Annotated in this window: 17 protein-coding genes; 1 reads left to right on the top strand and 16 read right to left on the bottom strand. The window is 42.1% G+C overall.

The window, feature by feature from the left end; genetic code table 11:
• Positions 1-52: 52 nt before the first annotated feature.
• The 5 genes from phoU to pstS form a co-directional block, all read right to left on the bottom strand.
• Positions 53-703 (bottom strand): phosphate signaling complex protein PhoU, encoded by a 651-nt coding sequence (phoU, locus tag HGJ98_RS14695; protein WP_291352159.1) that lies wholly within the window; start codon positions 701-703, stop codon positions 53-55.
• Positions 704-719: 16 nt separating this feature from the next.
• Positions 720-1,472 (bottom strand): phosphate ABC transporter ATP-binding protein PstB, encoded by a 753-nt coding sequence (gene pstB, locus HGJ98_RS14700; protein WP_291352160.1) that lies wholly within the window; start codon positions 1,470-1,472, stop codon positions 720-722.
• Between the two features lie 14 nt (positions 1,473-1,486).
• A complete protein-coding gene (gene pstA, locus HGJ98_RS14705) occupies positions 1,487-2,323 on the bottom strand; it encodes a phosphate ABC transporter permease PstA (RefSeq protein WP_291352161.1) in 837 nt (278 codons plus the stop codon).
• On the bottom strand, positions 2,320-3,264 hold the full coding sequence (pstC, locus tag HGJ98_RS14710) for a phosphate ABC transporter permease subunit PstC (RefSeq protein ID WP_291352162.1): 945 nt from the start codon (positions 3,262-3,264) through the stop codon (positions 2,320-2,322). Before pstC ends, pstA begins: the two co-directional genes overlap by 4 nt.
• Before the next feature lie 85 nt (positions 3,265-3,349).
• Complete coding sequence (gene pstS, locus HGJ98_RS14715) at positions 3,350-4,429, bottom strand: phosphate ABC transporter substrate-binding protein PstS (RefSeq protein WP_291352163.1); 1,080 nt, start codon at positions 4,427-4,429, stop codon at positions 3,350-3,352.
• A 197-nt stretch (positions 4,430-4,626) separates the two neighbouring features.
• On the opposite strand from pstS, the gene HGJ98_RS14720 reads away from it, so the two are divergent.
• Positions 4,627-5,325, top strand: coding sequence for a hypothetical protein (locus HGJ98_RS14720; protein ID WP_291352164.1), 699 nt, complete (start codon positions 4,627-4,629; stop codon positions 5,323-5,325).
• 238 nt (positions 5,326-5,563) lie between these two features.
• On the opposite strand, the gene HGJ98_RS14725 is transcribed toward HGJ98_RS14720, so the two are convergent.
• The 11 genes from HGJ98_RS14725 to HGJ98_RS14775 all read right to left on the bottom strand — a co-directional run bounded on the left by HGJ98_RS14725 (position 5,564) and on the right by HGJ98_RS14775 (position 18,710).
• Complete coding sequence (locus HGJ98_RS14725; RefSeq protein ID WP_291352165.1) at positions 5,564-7,693, bottom strand: YgiQ family radical SAM protein; 2,130 nt, start codon at positions 7,691-7,693, stop codon at positions 5,564-5,566.
• A gap of 45 nt (positions 7,694-7,738) precedes the next feature.
• The gene (locus tag HGJ98_RS14730) at positions 7,739-8,518 is read right to left on the bottom strand and encodes a flagellar motor protein MotB (protein WP_291352166.1); all 780 of its coding nucleotides are present in this window, start codon (positions 8,516-8,518) and stop codon (positions 7,739-7,741) included.
• Positions 8,515-9,294: a flagellar motor stator protein MotA gene (motA, locus tag HGJ98_RS14735; protein WP_291352167.1), complete on the bottom strand. Its 780-nt coding sequence runs from the start codon at positions 9,292-9,294 to the stop codon at positions 8,515-8,517. The genes HGJ98_RS14730 and motA overlap by 4 nt, the downstream gene beginning before the upstream one ends.
• Before the next feature lie 186 nt (positions 9,295-9,480).
• A complete protein-coding gene (locus HGJ98_RS14740) occupies positions 9,481-9,972 on the bottom strand; it encodes a YajQ family cyclic di-GMP-binding protein (protein ID WP_291352168.1) in 492 nt (163 codons plus the stop codon).
• Between the two features lie 35 nt (positions 9,973-10,007).
• Positions 10,008-10,775 carry a helix-turn-helix domain-containing protein gene (locus HGJ98_RS14745; RefSeq protein ID WP_291352169.1) on the bottom strand — a complete coding sequence of 256 codons (768 nt, stop codon included), beginning with the start codon at positions 10,773-10,775 and terminating at the stop codon, positions 10,008-10,010.
• A gap of 25 nt (positions 10,776-10,800) precedes the next feature.
• Complete coding sequence (locus HGJ98_RS14750) at positions 10,801-11,586, bottom strand: DUF3388 domain-containing protein (RefSeq protein ID WP_291352170.1); 786 nt, start codon at positions 11,584-11,586, stop codon at positions 10,801-10,803.
• A complete protein-coding gene (mnmH, locus tag HGJ98_RS14755; protein WP_291352171.1) occupies positions 11,522-12,604 on the bottom strand; it encodes a tRNA 2-selenouridine(34) synthase MnmH in 1,083 nt (360 codons plus the stop codon). The genes HGJ98_RS14750 and mnmH overlap by 65 nt, the downstream gene beginning before the upstream one ends.
• Before the next feature lie 65 nt (positions 12,605-12,669).
• Complete coding sequence (locus HGJ98_RS14760) at positions 12,670-15,036, bottom strand: DNA translocase FtsK (protein ID WP_291352172.1); 2,367 nt, start codon at positions 15,034-15,036, stop codon at positions 12,670-12,672.
• A gap of 317 nt (positions 15,037-15,353) precedes the next feature.
• Positions 15,354-15,677 carry an SCP2 sterol-binding domain-containing protein gene (locus HGJ98_RS14765; RefSeq protein ID WP_291352173.1) on the bottom strand — a complete coding sequence of 108 codons (324 nt, stop codon included), beginning with the start codon at positions 15,675-15,677 and terminating at the stop codon, positions 15,354-15,356.
• Between the two features lie 65 nt (positions 15,678-15,742).
• On the bottom strand, positions 15,743-17,386 hold the full coding sequence (locus HGJ98_RS14770) for a thiamine pyrophosphate-binding protein (RefSeq protein ID WP_291352174.1): 1,644 nt from the start codon (positions 17,384-17,386) through the stop codon (positions 15,743-15,745).
• A gap of 49 nt (positions 17,387-17,435) precedes the next feature.
• On the bottom strand, positions 17,436-18,710 hold the full coding sequence (locus tag HGJ98_RS14775; protein WP_291352175.1) for an MFS transporter: 1,275 nt from the start codon (positions 18,708-18,710) through the stop codon (positions 17,436-17,438).
• Positions 18,711-18,713: the final 3 nt, after the last annotated feature.

Below are 18,713 nucleotides of genomic sequence, written 5' to 3' on the forward strand. Positions count from 1 at the left end.
TTAGTATAAACCAACACTTCCACAAGGTCAAAAAATATTGTTTCTAGAAAAATTACTTATTAAGATCCTGTCTGCCCGCTGTCGCGATATAGATCACATTTTCTCCAATATTAGTGGCATGATCAGCAAACCGTTCAAGATAACGACCCACAAAGGATAAGTACATACCTTGATCTAAAACTTCTGGTTTTTCCATCATGATAACTAACAAGTCTCGCAGGACTCTTTTATACAGATGGTCGACTTGGTCGTCTTGAACTGCTAAATCATTGGCGAGTTCCATATCCTCACTTGCATAAGCCTCTAAACCTTGTTTCATCATTCCAAGAGCCTTTTCCGCCATGATCGGAATATCAACAAGCTGTTTTAATAAAGGTCCTTCCATCCTCCGCACGATCTTAGCAATATCAATTGCCAAATCCCCCATCCGTTCTAGATCCGTCGATATTTTCATTGCTGAGATAATCTTCCGTAAATCTTTTGCCACTGGTTGCTGAGTTGCAATTAAACGTACACATTCATCATCTACCTGACGTTCAAAATCATTGATTTTCTGGTCCTCTGCAATCCAAAATTCAGCTTGAGCTCTATCTAAGGATATTAACGTTTGCATACATCCCTTAAGAATCCGCTCAACTTCTTCCCCCATTTTTTTCAGTAATTCTATTAAGACAAGCTGTCCTTCATTTAATGGCTGACGCATTACATTTCCTCCTTCTCTATCCAAAACGCCCTGTAATATAGTCTTCCGTACGCTTATCATTCGGATTGGTAAAAATCTCAGAAGTTGGCCCGTGCTCTACCAGCTCTCCATTCAGAAAAAACGCTGTAGAGTCTGCGATACGTGCCGCCTGTTGCATGTTATGTGTGACAATCAAAATGGTGTAATCCTCTTTTAACTGTCTGACTAAACCCTCAATATGCATAGTTGCGATGGGATCTAAAGCAGAGGCCGGCTCATCCATCAGCAATACGGAGGGTTCGACGGCGAGGGCCCTTGCGATACATAAGCGTTGTTGTTGTCCACCTGATAAGCTCATACCTGAATAATTTAAGCGGTCTTTGACTTCATCCCATAAGGCTGCCATACGTAAACTTTTCTCTGCAATGTCTTGTAGAGTTTTCTTGTTTCGCATCCCATTAAGCCGTACACCTGCTACAACATTTTCATAAATACTCATGGAAGGAAAGGGATTGGGCTTTTGAAATACCATCCCGACCATTTTTCGTAATACCACAGGATCTTGCTCGTAAATACTTTCTCCATCTAATATAATTTCGCCTTTAACTTTACTTCCAGGCAGCGTCTCGTGCATTCGATTTATACAACGGACGAAAGTTGATTTACCGCACCCCGACGGACCAATAATAGCTGTCACATGATTCGATGCAATCTCCATATTTATGCCTTTTAGGGTCTGATTAGACCCATACCAAGCCTCAAGCTGACGAACACTTAGCGTATGACCCATCAGTACTCCACCTCCTAGATACTTCGCGATCGAAAGGCAAACCGCGCAACTAAATTCAAGATAATTACCATTAGAATTAACACTAAAGATCCTGCCCAAGCAAGTTGGTGCCATTCCTTATAGGGAGAGGTCGCATACTGAAAGATTTGAACCGGCAATGAAGCAATCGGTTCATTCAATGAGCGAGCCCAATACTGATTTCCTAACGCCGTGAATAATAAGGGGGCTGTTTCTCCAGCAACACGTGCTACTGCCAGCATCGCCCCAGTAATGATTCCTTTTGCCGCGGTTGGCAAAACTATCTTCAATATTGTTTTGCCTTTGGAGATTCCAAGGGCGTAACCGGCTTCTCTGATTGAATGAGAAACAAGTTTCAGCATTTCCTCAGTTGATCGAATGATTAAAGGGATCATAATTATTGCCAAAGCAAGTCCTCCTGCTAGCGCAGAAAAATTACCCATTTTCAAAACCACTGCAGTATATATGACAATACCGACAATGATCGAAGGAATCCCAGTTAAGACATCTGTCGCAAAACGAACCACTGTACTTAACCAGCTGTGACGATCATATTCTGTCAAATAAATTGCCGCAAGAATACCAATTGGAATACCAATTAGACTGGCAATTAGAACCATGATTAATGTACCTACAATTGCATTAGCCATTCCACCCCCTGGCAACCCCATTGCTTTCGGCAAATTAATAAAAAATTGTATATTCAAAGCGCTTAATCCATTTTTCAAAACATAACCAAGCACCCCGAACAATGGAATTAAGGCGATAACAGTCGCTATGATAAATACAATCAACATTAACCAATTTTGATATTTTCGGAAAATATCATTCATACAATGCTGCCTCCCTTCGGACCACGCCCTACTGACCAAACAAGAAGTCGGGCAAAAAAGTTCAGAACAAGTGTGATCCCAAAAAGAATCAGCCCGATTTCAACTAGGGCACTTAAATATAGATCATACGTAGCTTCCGTAAACTCGTTGGCTATCACTGCTGCCATAGAATAGGCAGGAGCAAATAAGGAGGCTAGGATATCTGGGCGATTACCAATTACCATAGTTACAGCCATTGTCTCGCCAAGTGCTCTACCCAAACCCAGCATAATGCCTCCCATAATTCCTGATTTCGCATAAGGTAGAACGGCTACCCTAATCATCTCCCACTTTGTTGCACCTAGTGCAAGGGCAGCTTCTCGTTGCATATTAGGCACAGCAGCCATTACTTCCCTAGAGATGGCCGCAATCGTAGGTAGAATCATCACCGCCAATATCAATCCACCTGCTAACATACCAAAACCGACAGGAGTACCTTGAAACAGAGGAATAAACCCTAACCACTTTGCCAGTCCAGGTTCAACGGTTGTTTTTAACCAAGGGGCTAAGACGAAAATTCCCCAAAGACCATAAACAACGCTGGGAATTGCAGCCAACATCTCTACCAAGAATCCAACGACAGCACGAAACCTTGACTCCGCCATCTCATTAAGAAAGATAGCGACACCAAGTCCGATTGGGGCTGCCAGAAGCAAGGCCAAAAAAGACGTCACTAATGTTCCATAGATGAAGGGGAGGGCTCCGAATTGTTCCTTAACTGGATCCCACACACGGCTGGTAATGAAGCCAAGTCCAAACCTTTGGATACTTGGTCTTGCCGTATCAAACATTTGCCATCCCATCCACACCATCAGTACCAATACACCGATAGCCATTGACAGAGTCAACAGTCTCAAAATTTGATCTCCTAGTGAAGCAGTAAGTTTATATTGCTTACTCATATTTTCGTATCCTTTCGCCTTCCTCATCCAGTCATTTAAAGCTTGGCATCTGTCCAATTGATACCTTACTTTCCCTAGGTTTTCTCTATTTCAATAATGACTGCCCCTGAAACGTGATAGATTTAAGTAGTTCTTCCTCACGGCTAATTAAATTCGCTGGCAGCTTTGCGTAATGTAGCCCTTCAGCAAGAGCCTGCCCGTCATGAATGGCCCAATTGAGGAAGTTAACCAGTGCCGTCCCCTTAGCTTTATCTGTTTGATCCTGATAAATCAAAGCCCAAGCAAAACCAGCAATCGGATAAGCATCCGTACCAGGTGCATTAACTATTGACACTCTCATATCATCAGGGATCGTTGCGTTTGCAGCGGCTGCAGACGTTGATTGAAGAGAGGGAGCTACCCAATTACCTTCCTTGTTTTTTATCCTTGCATAGGGCAAGTTATTCTGTACCGCATAAGCCAACTCTAAGTATCCGATGGAACCGGTTGTCTGTTGAATTACGCCGGCCACACCAGCATTTCCTTTACCACCGAGTCCTGCCGGCCAGCTTAAAGAAGTTCCTTTGCCCACCTTGCTTGACCACTCCGAACTAATACGACTGAGATAATCTGAAAATATATAAGTTGTGCCACTCCCATCCGAACGATGGGCAACTGTAATAGTTGAATCTGGCAAAGATACATCTGGGTTATCTGCTGCAATCTTTGGGTCATTCCACTTGGTAATCTTACCCAAAAATATGTCAGCCAGTACTTTAGGATCTATTTTAAGATCCTTCGGCAAATTGGGTTCATTATATGTAACTGCTACGGCACCTAGAGTCAAAGGAATGTGTAGAATTTTACCACCTTTTGCGGCTTTAAGCTGGTCCTCAGTCATCGGACCGTCAGTTGCCCCAAAATCAATCGTTTGCTCTGATACTTGTTTAATCCCCGCACCACTACCAGTACTTTGGTAATTAATCGTTATGGCTGAATTTTGCTTACGGTACTCTTCGATTTGTTGGTTTAATAGAGGATAGACAAAAGAACTTCCTGATCCAGTCAGATTTACTTTTTCCTGACCTGTTGAAGTTCCTGGAGCCTGCTCACCGCACCCAGCAAGGATAAGAACTAAAGCGGTCATTGCTAAGTATGCTAATAATTTTCCTTTTTTTCTAAACACTAAGATTCCCTCCTGTCACAAAATATCGATCAGAAATACCTTACATAAAGTTTGAAAAACCACAGTTTAGCCTTCTCTGTGTAAAGTTTGCGTTAAATGGCAACATTTAATGTATGAGTTTACAAAGGAATTATTAAATTCATGTCGAATAAAGGTCCAGTACACTCGTCGATCAAAGACTGACTACCGATACTTCGATGGCGAAGTCTAAACGCAGAAGTCTTGAAATCGATAAACTTTGTGAGGTGTCATGTGTGTTTATCGAAGAAGAAACAATTGAACCCATCGATACGTGTGGTTGTGGAGATATAGGATATCTGACTGCTCGAACTGTTCCAATTGATTTGGCCCACGGCGTAGGGCGTGTGGATAATGTTCCAGTTTATCACTGCCGTTCCACGTACTGCCAAGAATTCACCCTTCCCTCGATGGTTTCTCGCCGCCTAGAAGCAATTGCCGAAGAGATGGAAGTGGCACAAACAACCGAAACGACTTATACCTGGGAAAACAAACCAATAACCGCTACGGGTCCAATCCCCAAACCTGCCCACGCCCCCGTTCCAGAGATTAATGACCAAATTCCATTACAAACCTTTACTCTTCAGTTTGTCAATCGACAGTATGAGGATGCTCGAGTTGTTCAAATCGTACCCGGTCAGGCTATCTTTTTCCAAAGTAAGCTTGAAGAGACTGAATACTACCTACTTCGTTACGAAGAGGATACTGGCACTGAAGGGACTTGGTTTTCCTTTTCGAAATTTTATTATGAGGAACCAGACTTTACGTACCTGGATTTTCTGGAATGGTCAGAAGATGGCTACCTCAAAGAGCTTGGGAGAATTACTCTTGATGAGGCAGAAGATCTGCTGATTGATGAATTTGGAGATTGGACATAGTGGGAAGCACGGGGACGGTTCTCTTACTTCCTTTGAACCGGGCATGTCATTGCTAAAAAGCTTAAGCACCGTGTCATCCTGAAGGAGGGACGAATGAAGGATCTAGATCCTTCGCTAACGCTCAAGGATGACATTATGGTTTTACTTTTGACTAGTACTACAAATAATTAACGACCCTAAACCGATCTGCTTTTTCGGCTTAGGGTCGTTTACATTTATCTTAGTTTAAAGAGTTCACTCACTTTCTTTTCTGGGTTCCTTGATGCTGTTTTCTCTTTTCGTTTTGCCTATCAGTTTTCTTTGAGAGACCTTGCTGGGGGGACTCTATACTCCGCACAGTCTTAGAACGCTCTGATTTGCCTGCTGTCCCTTTGAGAGGTGCAATGACACTCTTCTTGAAACGATCTGACTTACCCGATGTGTCTTTACTAGTTTTACTCGCCGTTCCCTTAATTACCGCATCTTTGCCCTGTAATTCCTTGCCTGGAGCATCCTTTTTCTTCATACCTGATCGTCTCGTCGGCTTTTTAGCTTTCTTGTTGCCCGTATCTTTCTGATCGTCACGTACATAATTTCTAGGTCGTATTAAACATTTTGGTCCATACCCGATGAGATCTTCGCGATGAGCCGAGCGGAGAGCCTCTTCAACAAGCCCATAGTTTTTAGGATTCCGATACTGAATTAAAGCCCTCTGCATCGCTTTCTCATGCATGCTTCGCGGAATATAAACTGGTTGCATAGTCCTTGGGTCCAGACCAGTATAGTACATGCAAGTTGATAAGGTGCCTGGGGTTGGGATAAAGTCTTGGACTTGTTCAGGATTTACACCCATATCTCGAACATATTCCGCCAGTTCAACGGCTTCTTTGAGTGTGCTTCCCGGATGTGAAGACATTAGATAGGGTACGAGGTATTGTTTTTTTCCTAAATTTTCATTGGTCTTACGGAACTCTTGTACAAACTCTTCGTATACACCTTTACCTGGTTTGCCCATTAATCTTAAAACTGCATCACTAACATGTTCCGGAGCTACCTTTAATTGACCGCTGACATGATGCTCACAAAGTTCGCGGATAAACTTCGATTTTCGATCGGCTAACACCGCATCATATCGAATACCGGAACGAACAAAGACTTTTTTCACCCTAGGTAAATTACGGAGACGACGCAGCAAGTCAATATATTCCTCATGATCATTCTCTAAGTTAGCGCACGGATTAGGAAACAGACACTGTTTATCTGAACAAGCGCCCTTGGTTAATTGTTTCTTACAGGCTGGCCTTCGAAAATTAGCTGTTGGACCTCCCACATCATGGATATACCCTTTAAAGCGTGTATTCCAAGTCATTTGTTCAGCTTCTCGAATAATCGATTCCGCACTTCTGCTTTGTACGATTCGACCTTGGTGAAATGTCAACGCACAAAAAGAGCATGCTCCATAGCATCCTCTTGCACTGGTTAAACTAAACTCGATTTCTTCAATCGCCGGGATTCCCCCTCGTTCCTCATAGGAGGGATGATAGGTTCCCATATATGGCAATGCATAGATAGCATCCATCTCCGCTTGGGTCAAAGGTAGGGAAGCCCTATTCTGTAACACGCTTTTTCGCCCATGGGGCTGAAGCATAGATTTCCCTACAAAAGGATCCTGTTGGTTGTATTGTACCCAAAAACCTTCAGCGTATTTTTTCTTATTTTTAGCGACTTCGTCGAAGCTTGGAAGAACTAAGGTATCTTCAGGAACAACGTCCCCACTCAAAGGAACCATTGTACCTCTAACATTCATTATCTGATCAATTGACTCCCCGTTGTTTAGACGTTCTGCAACCTCAACAATTGGCTTTTCTCCCATACCATAAACCAGTAAATCGGCTTGACTGTCTAGCAGAATGGACCGCCGAACGTCATTGCTCCAAAAATCATAATGGGCAAAGCGTCTCAGGGAAGCCTCGATCCCCCCCAAAATTACTGGTACACCCGGAAGGGCTTCCCGAACCCGATTTGAATAAACAATTGTAGCCCTATCTGGACGAAGACCTGACTCTCCTCCAGGGGAATAGACATCCTTATGTCGTTTCTTCTTAGCCGCAGTATAATGATTAACCATGGAGTCCAAATTCCCGCCAGAGATCAAACACGCTAAGCGAGGTTTTCCCATCACACGGAAATCTTGAAGGTCTTTCCAATTAGGCTGTGCCAAGATTCCTACTCGATAACCGTTCTTTTCTAAAAGACGGGCAATAATGGCTATTCCAAAACTAGGATGATCTACATAAGCATCTCCCGTAATCAGGAGAAAGTCTAGTTCCTTCCAGCCAACAGCCTCCATATCTGCTCGATTCATGGGTAAAAAATTTCGTGTACGCATAGTCTCACCTTTCTATATCAACCAACCATGGGGTTAAGATTGGGATTATGGAGCGATGGTTTTAGCTTCTATCGTATTTCGAATAATATTCACTTCGACACGTCGGTTTTTTGCACGCCCCTCAGGCGTTGCATTGGTGTCAATGGGTTGATACTCTCCATATCCAATGGAACGGAATCGTGCTTGGTCAAGGTTATCCGAATTTAAGAGGTATTTCATAAAGTTTAAAGATCGTCTTGAACTTAAATCCCAATTTGAATCGAATTCTCTATTATTAATAGGTATGTTATCAGTATGCCCAGCAACTTCTACTTTGTAATCAGGATACATACTTAACATGTCCGAAATAACTAACGCCAGTTTTTGAGCCTCTGGTTTTACCACGGCCATGCCTGAATCAAATAACGCATAATCCTGGATGGTAATTTTCAACATATCGCTAGTTACATTAGTTTGAAGTTGCATTGTCAGACCATTTTTATTAATAAAAGCATCTAACTCTTTCTTAATTGCTTCCATGTCCTGTCGTTCCTTATTAATCAAGTCTTTGAGGTTTTGGACCTGCTCACTCTCTTTAATATTCTTGATATCGTTAGTGGAAACGTCATCTAACGAAATACTATCAGATTCGTCAAAAACACTTATGCCTCCGTTAAATGCACTATTTAATCCTTGCATAACCTGAGAATACCGCTTTTCATCCACCTGACTGGAGGCAAATAAAATAATAAATAAGGCCAGTAACAGGGTTAACAAGTCTGCATAAGGTATAAGCCATGTTTCATCGATATGTTCCTCATGATGTTCTTTCTTATGCTTTTTCAAGCTTTCTCCTCCTCCATAGCTTTACGTTCAGTAGGAGTGAGGAAAACTGCTAACCTTTGATTAATGGATAACACCGGCTCACCTGCTTGAATCGCTAAGAGTCCTTCAGCCATCATCATTTTAATCTGTGTCTCTTTTTTGGATTTTTGTTTTAATTTATTAGCCATGGGATGCCATAAAACGTATCCTGAAAAGATACCTAACAATGTTGCCACGAAGGCTGCAGAAATCAGATGTCCTAAGGCTTCTATTTCATTGAGATTACCCAAAGCGGCAATTAAACCAACCACCGCTCCAAGTACCCCCAGGGTCGGTGCATAGGTTCCTGCTTGAGTAAAGATAAGCGCACCCTGTCGGTGTCGCTCTTCCATTGCTGAAATATTTTCCATGAGCACTTCGCGAATAAATTCTGGGTCATTCCCGTCAATGACCATACGCATTCCATTCCTGAGAAATTCGTCTTCAATCTCCTCTGCCTTACTTTCAAGTGAGAGTAGTCCCTCTCGCCGACTGGCAGTCGCCCATTCACCAATTTGGGCAATCAATTCGCTTTTCGAGACTAATGTCTGGGAAGTGAACATAATCTTAAAGAGCTTTGGTACAGCTTTTAGATCATCCATGGGAAAACCTATAAATAATGATGCTGCAGTACCAACGAAGATAATTAAGATTGCAGCAGGGTTCAGGAGAGATGTTAAACTAGCGCCTTTCAAAACCATCCCTACTCCAACGGCGATTGCGGCAAGAAACAAACCAATGTAAGTAGACTTCTCCATATCAATTATCCTTTCCACTACCAAATAATTATTACTATTCAATATTGGCTCGGTAATTTCCTTTAAAGTTGTATAATTCCCTAAAAAATGATTTTTCCGCCTAAAAAAGCTTGGCAAATTTGCCAAGCATTTTTAGGCGCTTTTTAGGTTACCTCAACTATAGTGATTGACGCTAGCCAAGTTTTCTTACCGGAAATTGATAAACTGTAATTCTATTCCAAAATCTTCCTTGCGTAATAAGGCAATAGCTGCTTGTAGGTCATCCTTATTCTTACCGGACACTCTAATTTCTTCTCCCTGAATTGAAGTTATCACTTTGATTTTGCTATCTTTTAAGGCTTTAATAATTAACTTCGATTTCTCCTGGGCGATTCCTTGAACCAATTTAACCTCTTGCTTAACTGTATCACCCGCCGCTGGTTGAGACTTTCCATAGTCTAAGGCTCTTAAGGAGACTCCTCGCTTGACAAGTTTTCCTTCTAGAATGTCAACTACATTAGTCATTTTGAAATCGTCATCAGAAACTAAAATAATCTTTTCGCCCTCAAGTTTAATCGACGATTTACTATTTTTAAAATCAAAGCGTTGCGCAAGTTCTTTCTGGGCTTGTTGAATTGCGTTCATAACTTCAGGCATATCAACCTTGGAAACAATATCGAATGAAGAATCTTTAGCCAAAATAAACTCTCCTTTAAATCTTAAGTTTGAATTCGTTAAAGTTGATTCAACGTTTCTTTCGTCAAAATAATATTACGCAGAACTTGGCCTGGTTTTCCTAAACTCGGCATGGATTTACCATTCAAAGTTACTGTTAGTCCGCCTGCATTCCCAATTGAGACCAGCTCAATTTTATCTGTTCCTTTGATCTCTTTAGTAGAGCCGGCTGCAAATGTACCCTGAAAAGGTGCTTGATTATCAACTTTAATCTCAATCCAACAGGCTTGTGTGAAAACTAAATGTGCGGTTAAGCCATCTTGCGTAGAGGCTACAACATCTGGCGGGGAACTTTGGGAAGGCGTCTTGGGTACAGTTGGAGAGGGTTCCGTTGGGCCAGAATCAGGTGCACTTATCAAGGGTGGTGAAGTGAAAGCTGAGTCTGGAATATCCTCTGGTTGATACAAATTTTTGATACTAATTGCCAACACTATTGCCGCCAACGCCATACCTCCGATGATCACTGGCCTAACCCACAATGAGTGAGACCGAACAACCATCCTGTCTGGTTCTTCAATGACAGGTGTAACCTCTTGCTTGATTGATGAACTATAGAGTCCAATAATATCATCAGGGTTTAAACCCAATTGTTTTGCATAGGTTCTTAAATAACCCTTAACGTAAGTAGCTCCCGGAAGTATCCCGTATTCCTCTTCTTCAAGGGCTTGAATATAGCGCACACGAATTTTTGTGATTTCCTCAGTGTCCAACAAGCTCCACTCTTTTTCTTCACGAGCGGCCCGGAGCATTTGTCCTTCTCCTGCCATCGTTAAAACCCCCTTTCTATCCCTATTAACTCATATCGAATGCACTAAAACTCATTGCGATATCCTCTATACGAATGACGTCGTCTTCATGATGGCGAATTTCAATCATAAAATCAAAGTCAACTTCTAATCGACCGTCCCGGATAAAAATATCCGGATGTTCGATAATCTTAGGCTTTGGTACTTGCAAAGTCTTTTCTAATAAGGACCAATGTGCTTCATTTCCTCGAGTGGTACTAGTAATACCATCAATTAGAAAAACACTATTTACGGATTCGTCTGCTAGTAGTTCAGTTCGTAAAGTTTGACGAATAATAGTCGACGACAACAAAATCCATCGCTTATTGGCATAGACGCAGGCGGCAATCGCTGCTTCCGTTTTACCGACACGAGGCATGCCCCTTATTCCAATGACGTTATTTCCGCCTTCTAATAAAGTATCTCCTAAAAAGTCAACTAACACACCTAATTCTTCCCGAACAAACCGATAGGTCGGAGGATTGGTCTCTGCCATATCCAGACGTTTACCATGTCGTAGTGCGATTCGGTCTGACAGGGTTGGTTGACGAAAGGCCCTTACTTTAATGGCTTCTACTTCGCTAAGCGCTTCGTGTAATGCTTTTACTTTTCCCGTTGAATGAGTTTCTATCAAAAGCCCTCTTCTGACCTGATCGATCCCCGTAACGGTTAAAATGTTAAGGCCTAGCATTCCAATTAGGGTAGTTACTGCGCCTAGCAATCCTGGCTTATTCTGTTGAATATCGTACTCTAGGTACAGGAGGTTCTCCGCCTCGTTGGGCCACCTTCTCATCAAGATAGCACTCCAACTCCCTTAACGCCTTCGCAGGCTCTTCATAGTTTATATAAAAGGCATACTTAGAGCTTGGCTTATTGGGATAAGCATAAAGTTTATCATAGTACTCGACAAGTAATCGCTCGGTGAATTTGTCCAGACAGTTAGAATCTAGCAACCCCTGTAACTCTTGAACTTTCACATGACCCAACGTCTTTACTAACCGCCCTAGAGCAACTCTTATCTCCTGAATAGCTTCCGGAAATGTGGTGTATTCTTTTATCAGACGTTGAACTCGATTTTCCAAGGAATCATAATGAAGTATTTGGATACCTTCTTGCATTGCTGTAAAGAAGGATGCCGGCAAGGTAACCCTGCCAATTCGCTTACTTTCACACTCTACAATAATATAAGGAAATTCATTTAATGATGCAAGTTCCTCATACAATAATCCTTCAAATTTTTTTTGAGACGGCGGATTACCTAGACCCATGGCGCCAAAAACAGATCCTCGGTTATTGGCTAGTCCCTCTAAGTCAATTGCAGGATACCCTTCAGCTCGTAAATGGCCCAAGAGCTCAGTTTTTCCAACTCCTGTATTCCCCCGGAGCACCACTACCTGAAATGGCAATTTTTTTTGAAAAAAATCAACCACTTGAGTACGATACGCTTTATACCCTCCCTGTAAACGATAAATAGGAATGCCCATTAGCTCTACTACCGTTGCAAAAGATTTACTTCGCATACCGCCTCGCCAGCAAAAAAGGACAAGTGGTCCCTTTTTTGAAAATTCTTCCACCTTTTTGACCATTTCTGGAAGCTTTGGGCTAACAATACTTAGTCCAAGTTCCCGGGCCAAACTCGGTGAAGTCTGTGTGTATGTCGTACCAACCTCAGCACGTTCTTCATTATTAAAAAGAGGAAGATTAATAGCACCTGGAATCGTCGCTTCGGAATATTCTCCCTCAGAGCGAACATCAATCAGAATCGGCTTATCTAAAGTTCTGAGTTCTTCTACATTAATCTCCTTAATCATCATTAATTCCTTCCAGTTCGATATACTCTTTATGTTATCATAAATCCTACAGAAGGAATATGCAACTAATGTACTATTTCATCCACCCACTGACCATATTTTAATTCAAACTGACCTCTTGTCATTAACACTTCTCTGGGTTTGGAGCCTTCGTATCCACCGACAACCCCTTTTGTTTCAAGAAAATCCATTAAGCGGGCGGCCCGTGTATATCCGATTCGTAAACGGCGTTGTAGAAGAGAGACAGAAGCCGTTCCGCCTTCAATGAAAAGTTGGGCTGCCTGGTAAAAGAGTTCATCTTCCATTTCTTCCTTATTAGTATTCACTATATCAAGGTTCGGTATTTCTTGGTACTCAGGTTTAGCTTGATTCTGTAGGAACGAAACCACATTTTCTACTTCTTTATCGCCCAAATAACATCCTTGGACGCGAAGGGGCTTACTAGCTCCCATGGGATAATAAAGCATGTCCCCTCGTCCTAAAAGCTTCTCAGCACCATTCATATCCAAAATAGTTCTGGAATCCGTCTGAGAAGATACTGCAAAAGCAATACGAGACGGAATGTTTGCTTTAATTAGACCTGTTATTACATCCACCGATGGGCGTTGAGTAGCAACAATTAAATGAATTCCTGCAGCACGAGCCATTTGGGCTAAACGACAAATCGCATCTTCTACATCACCCGGTGCCACCATCATCAAATCAGCCAATTCATCAATGATTACTACAACATACGGTAGCGGTGGATGCTCATCGAGCTTATCCTGGGTGCGCAGAAAATTGTAACGGACAATATCTCTCACTCCGGCAGCAGCAAACAGTTCATAACGAGTCTCCATCTCCGTCACAATCCATTTCAAAGCACCCGCTGCCTTTCTCGGGTCCGTAACAACAGGCGCAATCAAGTGGGGAATACCATTGTAGTTGGCCAGTTCAACCATTTTAGGATCTACTAATAAAAACTTCACTTCATCAGGACGAGCATTAAACAAGATACTGTGAATTAACGTGTTTATACATACAGATTTTCCGGAGCCCGTTGCCCCTGCAATGAGAAGATGAGGCATTTTTGTTAAATCTGCAATGACTGGAGTCCCTGTAATGTCTTTGCCCAAACACAAGGCTAATTTACTCGGATTGTCTTGATACTCAGGCGTTTCGAGGACTTCGCGAAAATGAACCATCGAGATCTCTTTGTTGGGTACCTCAATACCGACCACTGACTTCCCTGGGATAGGTGCCTCAATACGTACGTCAGCAGATGCTAAGCTTAAAGCAATATCGTCCGCCAAATTTGTAATTTTACTCACTTTAACCCCTGGAGCAGGTTGCGCCTCATAACGTGTAATAGCAGGCCCTTGAGTGACCTGAGTCACTTTGATTTTGACTCCGAAACTTCCTAAGGTTTCTTCCAGTGTTTTCACATTATCGGCTAAGTCCTTATTAAGCCTCGGATTTTTTACTTTCAGAGATTTATTTAACAACATGACTTGCGGGAGCTGAAAATTCCCATCTTGTCGGGTTTGACGCGAGACGGGTGTACTGGTCACTTTTCCTGGTGGCATAATGGTATTTTCATTCATTGGATTAGATAACTTATCAAATCCTAACTGCCCTTTTGGTGGAATGTTAGCTTCGTCTGGAATCTCATTATGATCTTCAAGGGTTTTTATAACCAGCGGCCTTTCAACGACATCCGGGTCAAGGACCCGTGCGGTCCCCTTTGTTGTAGTACCCTTTTTGGTTGGAAGCTTTGCATCTGCTTTTAAATCGGTCTGAGAAACAAGACTCTTATCCCGGGGTTCCTCTGTGTCAGAATTTTTAAGAACATCGATAAAATCCCCCATTTGGTGTTTGACCCATTGTCCTGATTCTTTTCCGACCTGCCCTACTTCTTGAACTCCTTTTATTAACGAGCGATTAGTAATCAGTAAAGCTCCCATAAGCGCAGCCATTATTAAAACAACGTAGCTTCCAGAGATGCCGATCGTTGTTTTTAAGAGGATTGCAATTCCGGCACCGATAAGCCCGCCACCATGCCCTAACATACCTTCATCCATTATTTCCGCACTTGAAAATGTATCTATTTCAGGTAACTGAAGGTGGAGTATTCCGATAAAAACAAGCCAAAGAAGGAGTACCCCCCCGGCTCTAGATCCCAACCGAGAACTTTGCTTATTCATAAATGCAAGACCCCATGCCCCAATTATAAGTGGAATACTAACTCTTCCACTCCCTGCTAGCACTGTTAAAAGGTGTTTGATTTGCCCGCCAACCACACCACTCTTATCTGAGAAAAGTGTAACAAACCCTAAGCAAGACATCCCCACAATAAAAACTCCGATCACTTCATTGCGTATCGTCTCAGATAAGGAACTTACTCTCATATTCACCTGTTTATTAACCGTGCGGCGTCTTTTAGCCTTCGCCACAGAACCATCCTCCAAACATAAAAATTTCACCATCAGGACACTTGACCATCCATGACGTGTAGGGACAATTCATAAATTGTCCTTGTGCGATTTCTTGTACGATTCCTCTTGTTAAGTTGTCCACACTATATATAAATTCCACACCCCAAGTGTATATTCCTGTTTTGTTCCAAGAAATACGTTAAAAAGCAGCTTTCGCTGCTTTTCACTAAGGCTAATCACAATTAGCAAAGGGGTGGAGATTATTGAAATATCTCCACCCCTGCCAAAAATATCATAGGGATATTAAAATCTTCCAGTGGTTGCTAACATGTCTATCATTGGTATTGCTTTACAATTTCTAGAAGCTTAAACGCCTTATCTAATTTACCTTCAACTTTGATGTTACCTGTCATAAAGGCCATTGTAGTATTCAATTCATTCTTAAGTAATTTTGAGTAATTATTATCAGAAATTATCAAAGTAATTTCCGGTGTATGGGGATTGTCTTCAAATACTGTAATACTGCTATCTTTGATGACCATTTGTATGGGGCCGCTTTCCTTTAGATTTACCTGGAATACTAAACTTTTTGACTCGATATGGCCAGGGTCGGCATTCATTTTCTCGCAAAATGCATATATTTCATCTTTTACGCTCAACTTAGAATCCTCCATTTTCTATAAATGTTTCTAGAATATAATTTTCTCTCTTGGAAATAACCCCCTTATCTCGGAGGTCCAATTTCCGGATCGGTGATAACGTTTACGCAAGCAGGCTTACCGGAAGCCAAAGCTCTATCAATGGCGTTTCCTACTTCGTCAGGGTCCGTCACAAATTCGCCATAGCCACCCAGATCTTCTACCATTTTCTCATAGTGTACTTGTTCATTAAGATGTACACCTACAAATTTTGATTTTCCACTAGACTTTTTGGCTTCTCCTCTTTTAATCATGCCCCACATACCATCATTAAGGATGACAGTAGTTATATCAAGCCCGTAACGTATACAGGTATCATATTCCATTGCTCCATAGCCAAATGCCCCATCGCCGGTCACCATTATTACCTTCTTGTTCGGATGGGCAAGTTTAGCGGCAATGGCATATCCCATGCCTACTCCCAAAGGCCCATAACTTGTACCTGCAATCGAAAGCATTTGTCCGGGACCATAGGCCGGAAGAGCTAAAGTTGCCCAGGTAGCTGTATCTCCCCCATCGATTACCACTATGGTATTTTCATCAATTCTCTGTGCAATTTGATTCATAAGATGTACAGGATGAACGGGGGTATGTTTATCATCACACATTTGGACAAAAAAACCTGCGAACTGTTGTTTTACGGCATTAATATATCCAGCCCATTCCGGGTAACCGCCTTGACTAATTCCATCAGTGAGCTGTCTAAGAACTTCTCGAGCATCTCCGTTAATGCCGATGGAAATATCTAGTTGATTTGTAAGTTCGGCGGCATCAACATCTAGGCGAATAATCTTCAGATCTTTACGGAAAATTTCGCGACTTAATGTGAAGCCGGGTCTTGTGCCAATTACTATAGCCAGATCAGTTTCGGCCATGATTGCCTGGAGAATAGGATGATTATAACCAGGACATATAAAGAGTGGATGGCTATCGGAGACACAACCCCTAGCGGCATTGCGAGTTGCGAATGGTATACCTGATTTTTCGACGAATTCTTTTAGTTCATTGTGCGCCTGGGCAAACCAAACTCCAGAACCTGCAATAATCACTGGCTTTTTAGCCTGCTGAATCTGTTCCAGGGCACCTTTAATACTTGCAGGGTCTCCTTGGGGTTTACTATCTAAGCAGTAGTTTTTCTGAAATTCCACAGTTGAAAGGTCAACTTCTGTATCCATCAGATCCCTCGGAATTTCTAAGTATACAGGTCCGGGTTTGCCGCTAACGGCGTGAGCAAGTGCTCTTCCTACATATTCAGGTATTCGTTCCGGTTCTGTTACTGCTCTGGAATGTTTTGTCATACTTGCTACAATTGCCATTTGGTTAAAATCCTGAAGCTCATTTCGGTCATTTTCTATAACTCTGGCCTTCCCTGCCAGATGCATTACGGGAATTCCTCCAACAAACGAGTTAGCCATACCGGTTACCATATTAGTAAACCCGGGTCCTGCTGTCCCTGTGCATACTCCGATTTTTCCGGTAGCCAGCGCCCACCCTTCAGCTGCAAAGGAAGCAGTCATTTCATGACGTACACCGATGAACTTAATTCCCAGTTCTTCACATCTCTCCATTGTTGGATAAATATGCCCGCCGGGGATTCCGAAAAGATACTTAACCCCTTCTTTTTTAAATACCTCTGACACGAGACCACCTGCTCTACACTTGTTACTCATGGTTAGGCCCTCCTTAATTTTAGTTAATAATAGTTCAAACACCTCATAGTTACATCTTTACTTCCTGCTGCCTAACTTGTTGGGCAGGTTTTTTGGTCTCAGGCAAGAACACAAAGATAAGCATAAGAGATATTAACGGCATAAGCATAGCAATACTCACAGAATGACCGATGGACATACTCATAGTTAGTCCCCCTATCATACTAGGTACAAGAATCTGACCTAACCGTCCAATAATATTGTTACTCCAAGCCGTTGCATTAGCACGTAGTTCTGTCGGGAACAATTCATTGGTAAGGGTGGAAGCCACTATCAGAAATGAATTGACAAAACCTGCAGCAATCATCCCGAAAAAAATCACTGCGTAAAAACTTTGAACATTGAACTGTACGATCGTGGCAGCTACTCCTACTGATATAATGACTAGAGCAGCACCCTTTCTTCCAAGCTTATCTAACAACCGTCCATTCAGATTAATAATAACCATACCGGCTAGGGTCTGGGACAATATCGTTATGCTAACCATACTGGGTGTCCAGGCAAGTTCCATCACCAAACGCATAGTTAAGAAATTCAATGAACCTTTGATCCCAAAATATAAGAATAGCCATACTAAAGACATGACCAAAAGATATTTTGCATGAGGCTTTTTCCATACGGCGAAGAAGTCTTCCTTGGGCTGTTTTATTCCCGCTTTTTTCTGTTTCTGAAGCTCTAGGAAAGGCTGAGTTTCCGGCAGATTCTTTCTATAGATAAAGGCGGGAATCAGAGGAAGGGCGCCTATAAGATACAAAGCTCTCCAGGTAAAACCCAGCTTAAGAACTAAAGGCAGAAGTAAAGCTATAGTCAGAGCTCCCAAAACTGCTGTCATCTGGTACAAACCACTTACTGCTCCTAGATTATCTGAGGAAAATTCCTCAGATAATATGGTATATCCGATGGACCAGCAACCAATTAGGAATACCCTTGCTAAAAACTGTACAGCGACAATCATATAAATATTTGGCATAAATACTGTCAATAGACTACAGATGGAAAACAGGTAAACACATCCTAGAAAAATCGGACGTCTCCCAACCTTATCCGCCATTCGGACAATAAAGAACGCGCACAATGCACCTATCCCGACCAAAGATAAAGCATAACCCACTACTTCGGTTGTCAGTTGAAATTCTTGTGTAATATACGGTAGAACAAAATTAAGTGCTGCGTCATCGAACCCCTCGAAGAATATTCCAAGAATCAATATCGGCCACATTTTTTTCTGCCTGTCCGTCATTTTGAATTTTTCCTTAGGAGCGGCCAAAGTCTCTTTGGTGTTCATCCC

Origin of the sequence: Desulfosporosinus sp., from assembly GCF_014237355.1 — a bacterium.
GTDB lineage: Bacteria > Bacillota > Desulfitobacteriia > Desulfitobacteriales > Desulfitobacteriaceae > Desulfosporosinus.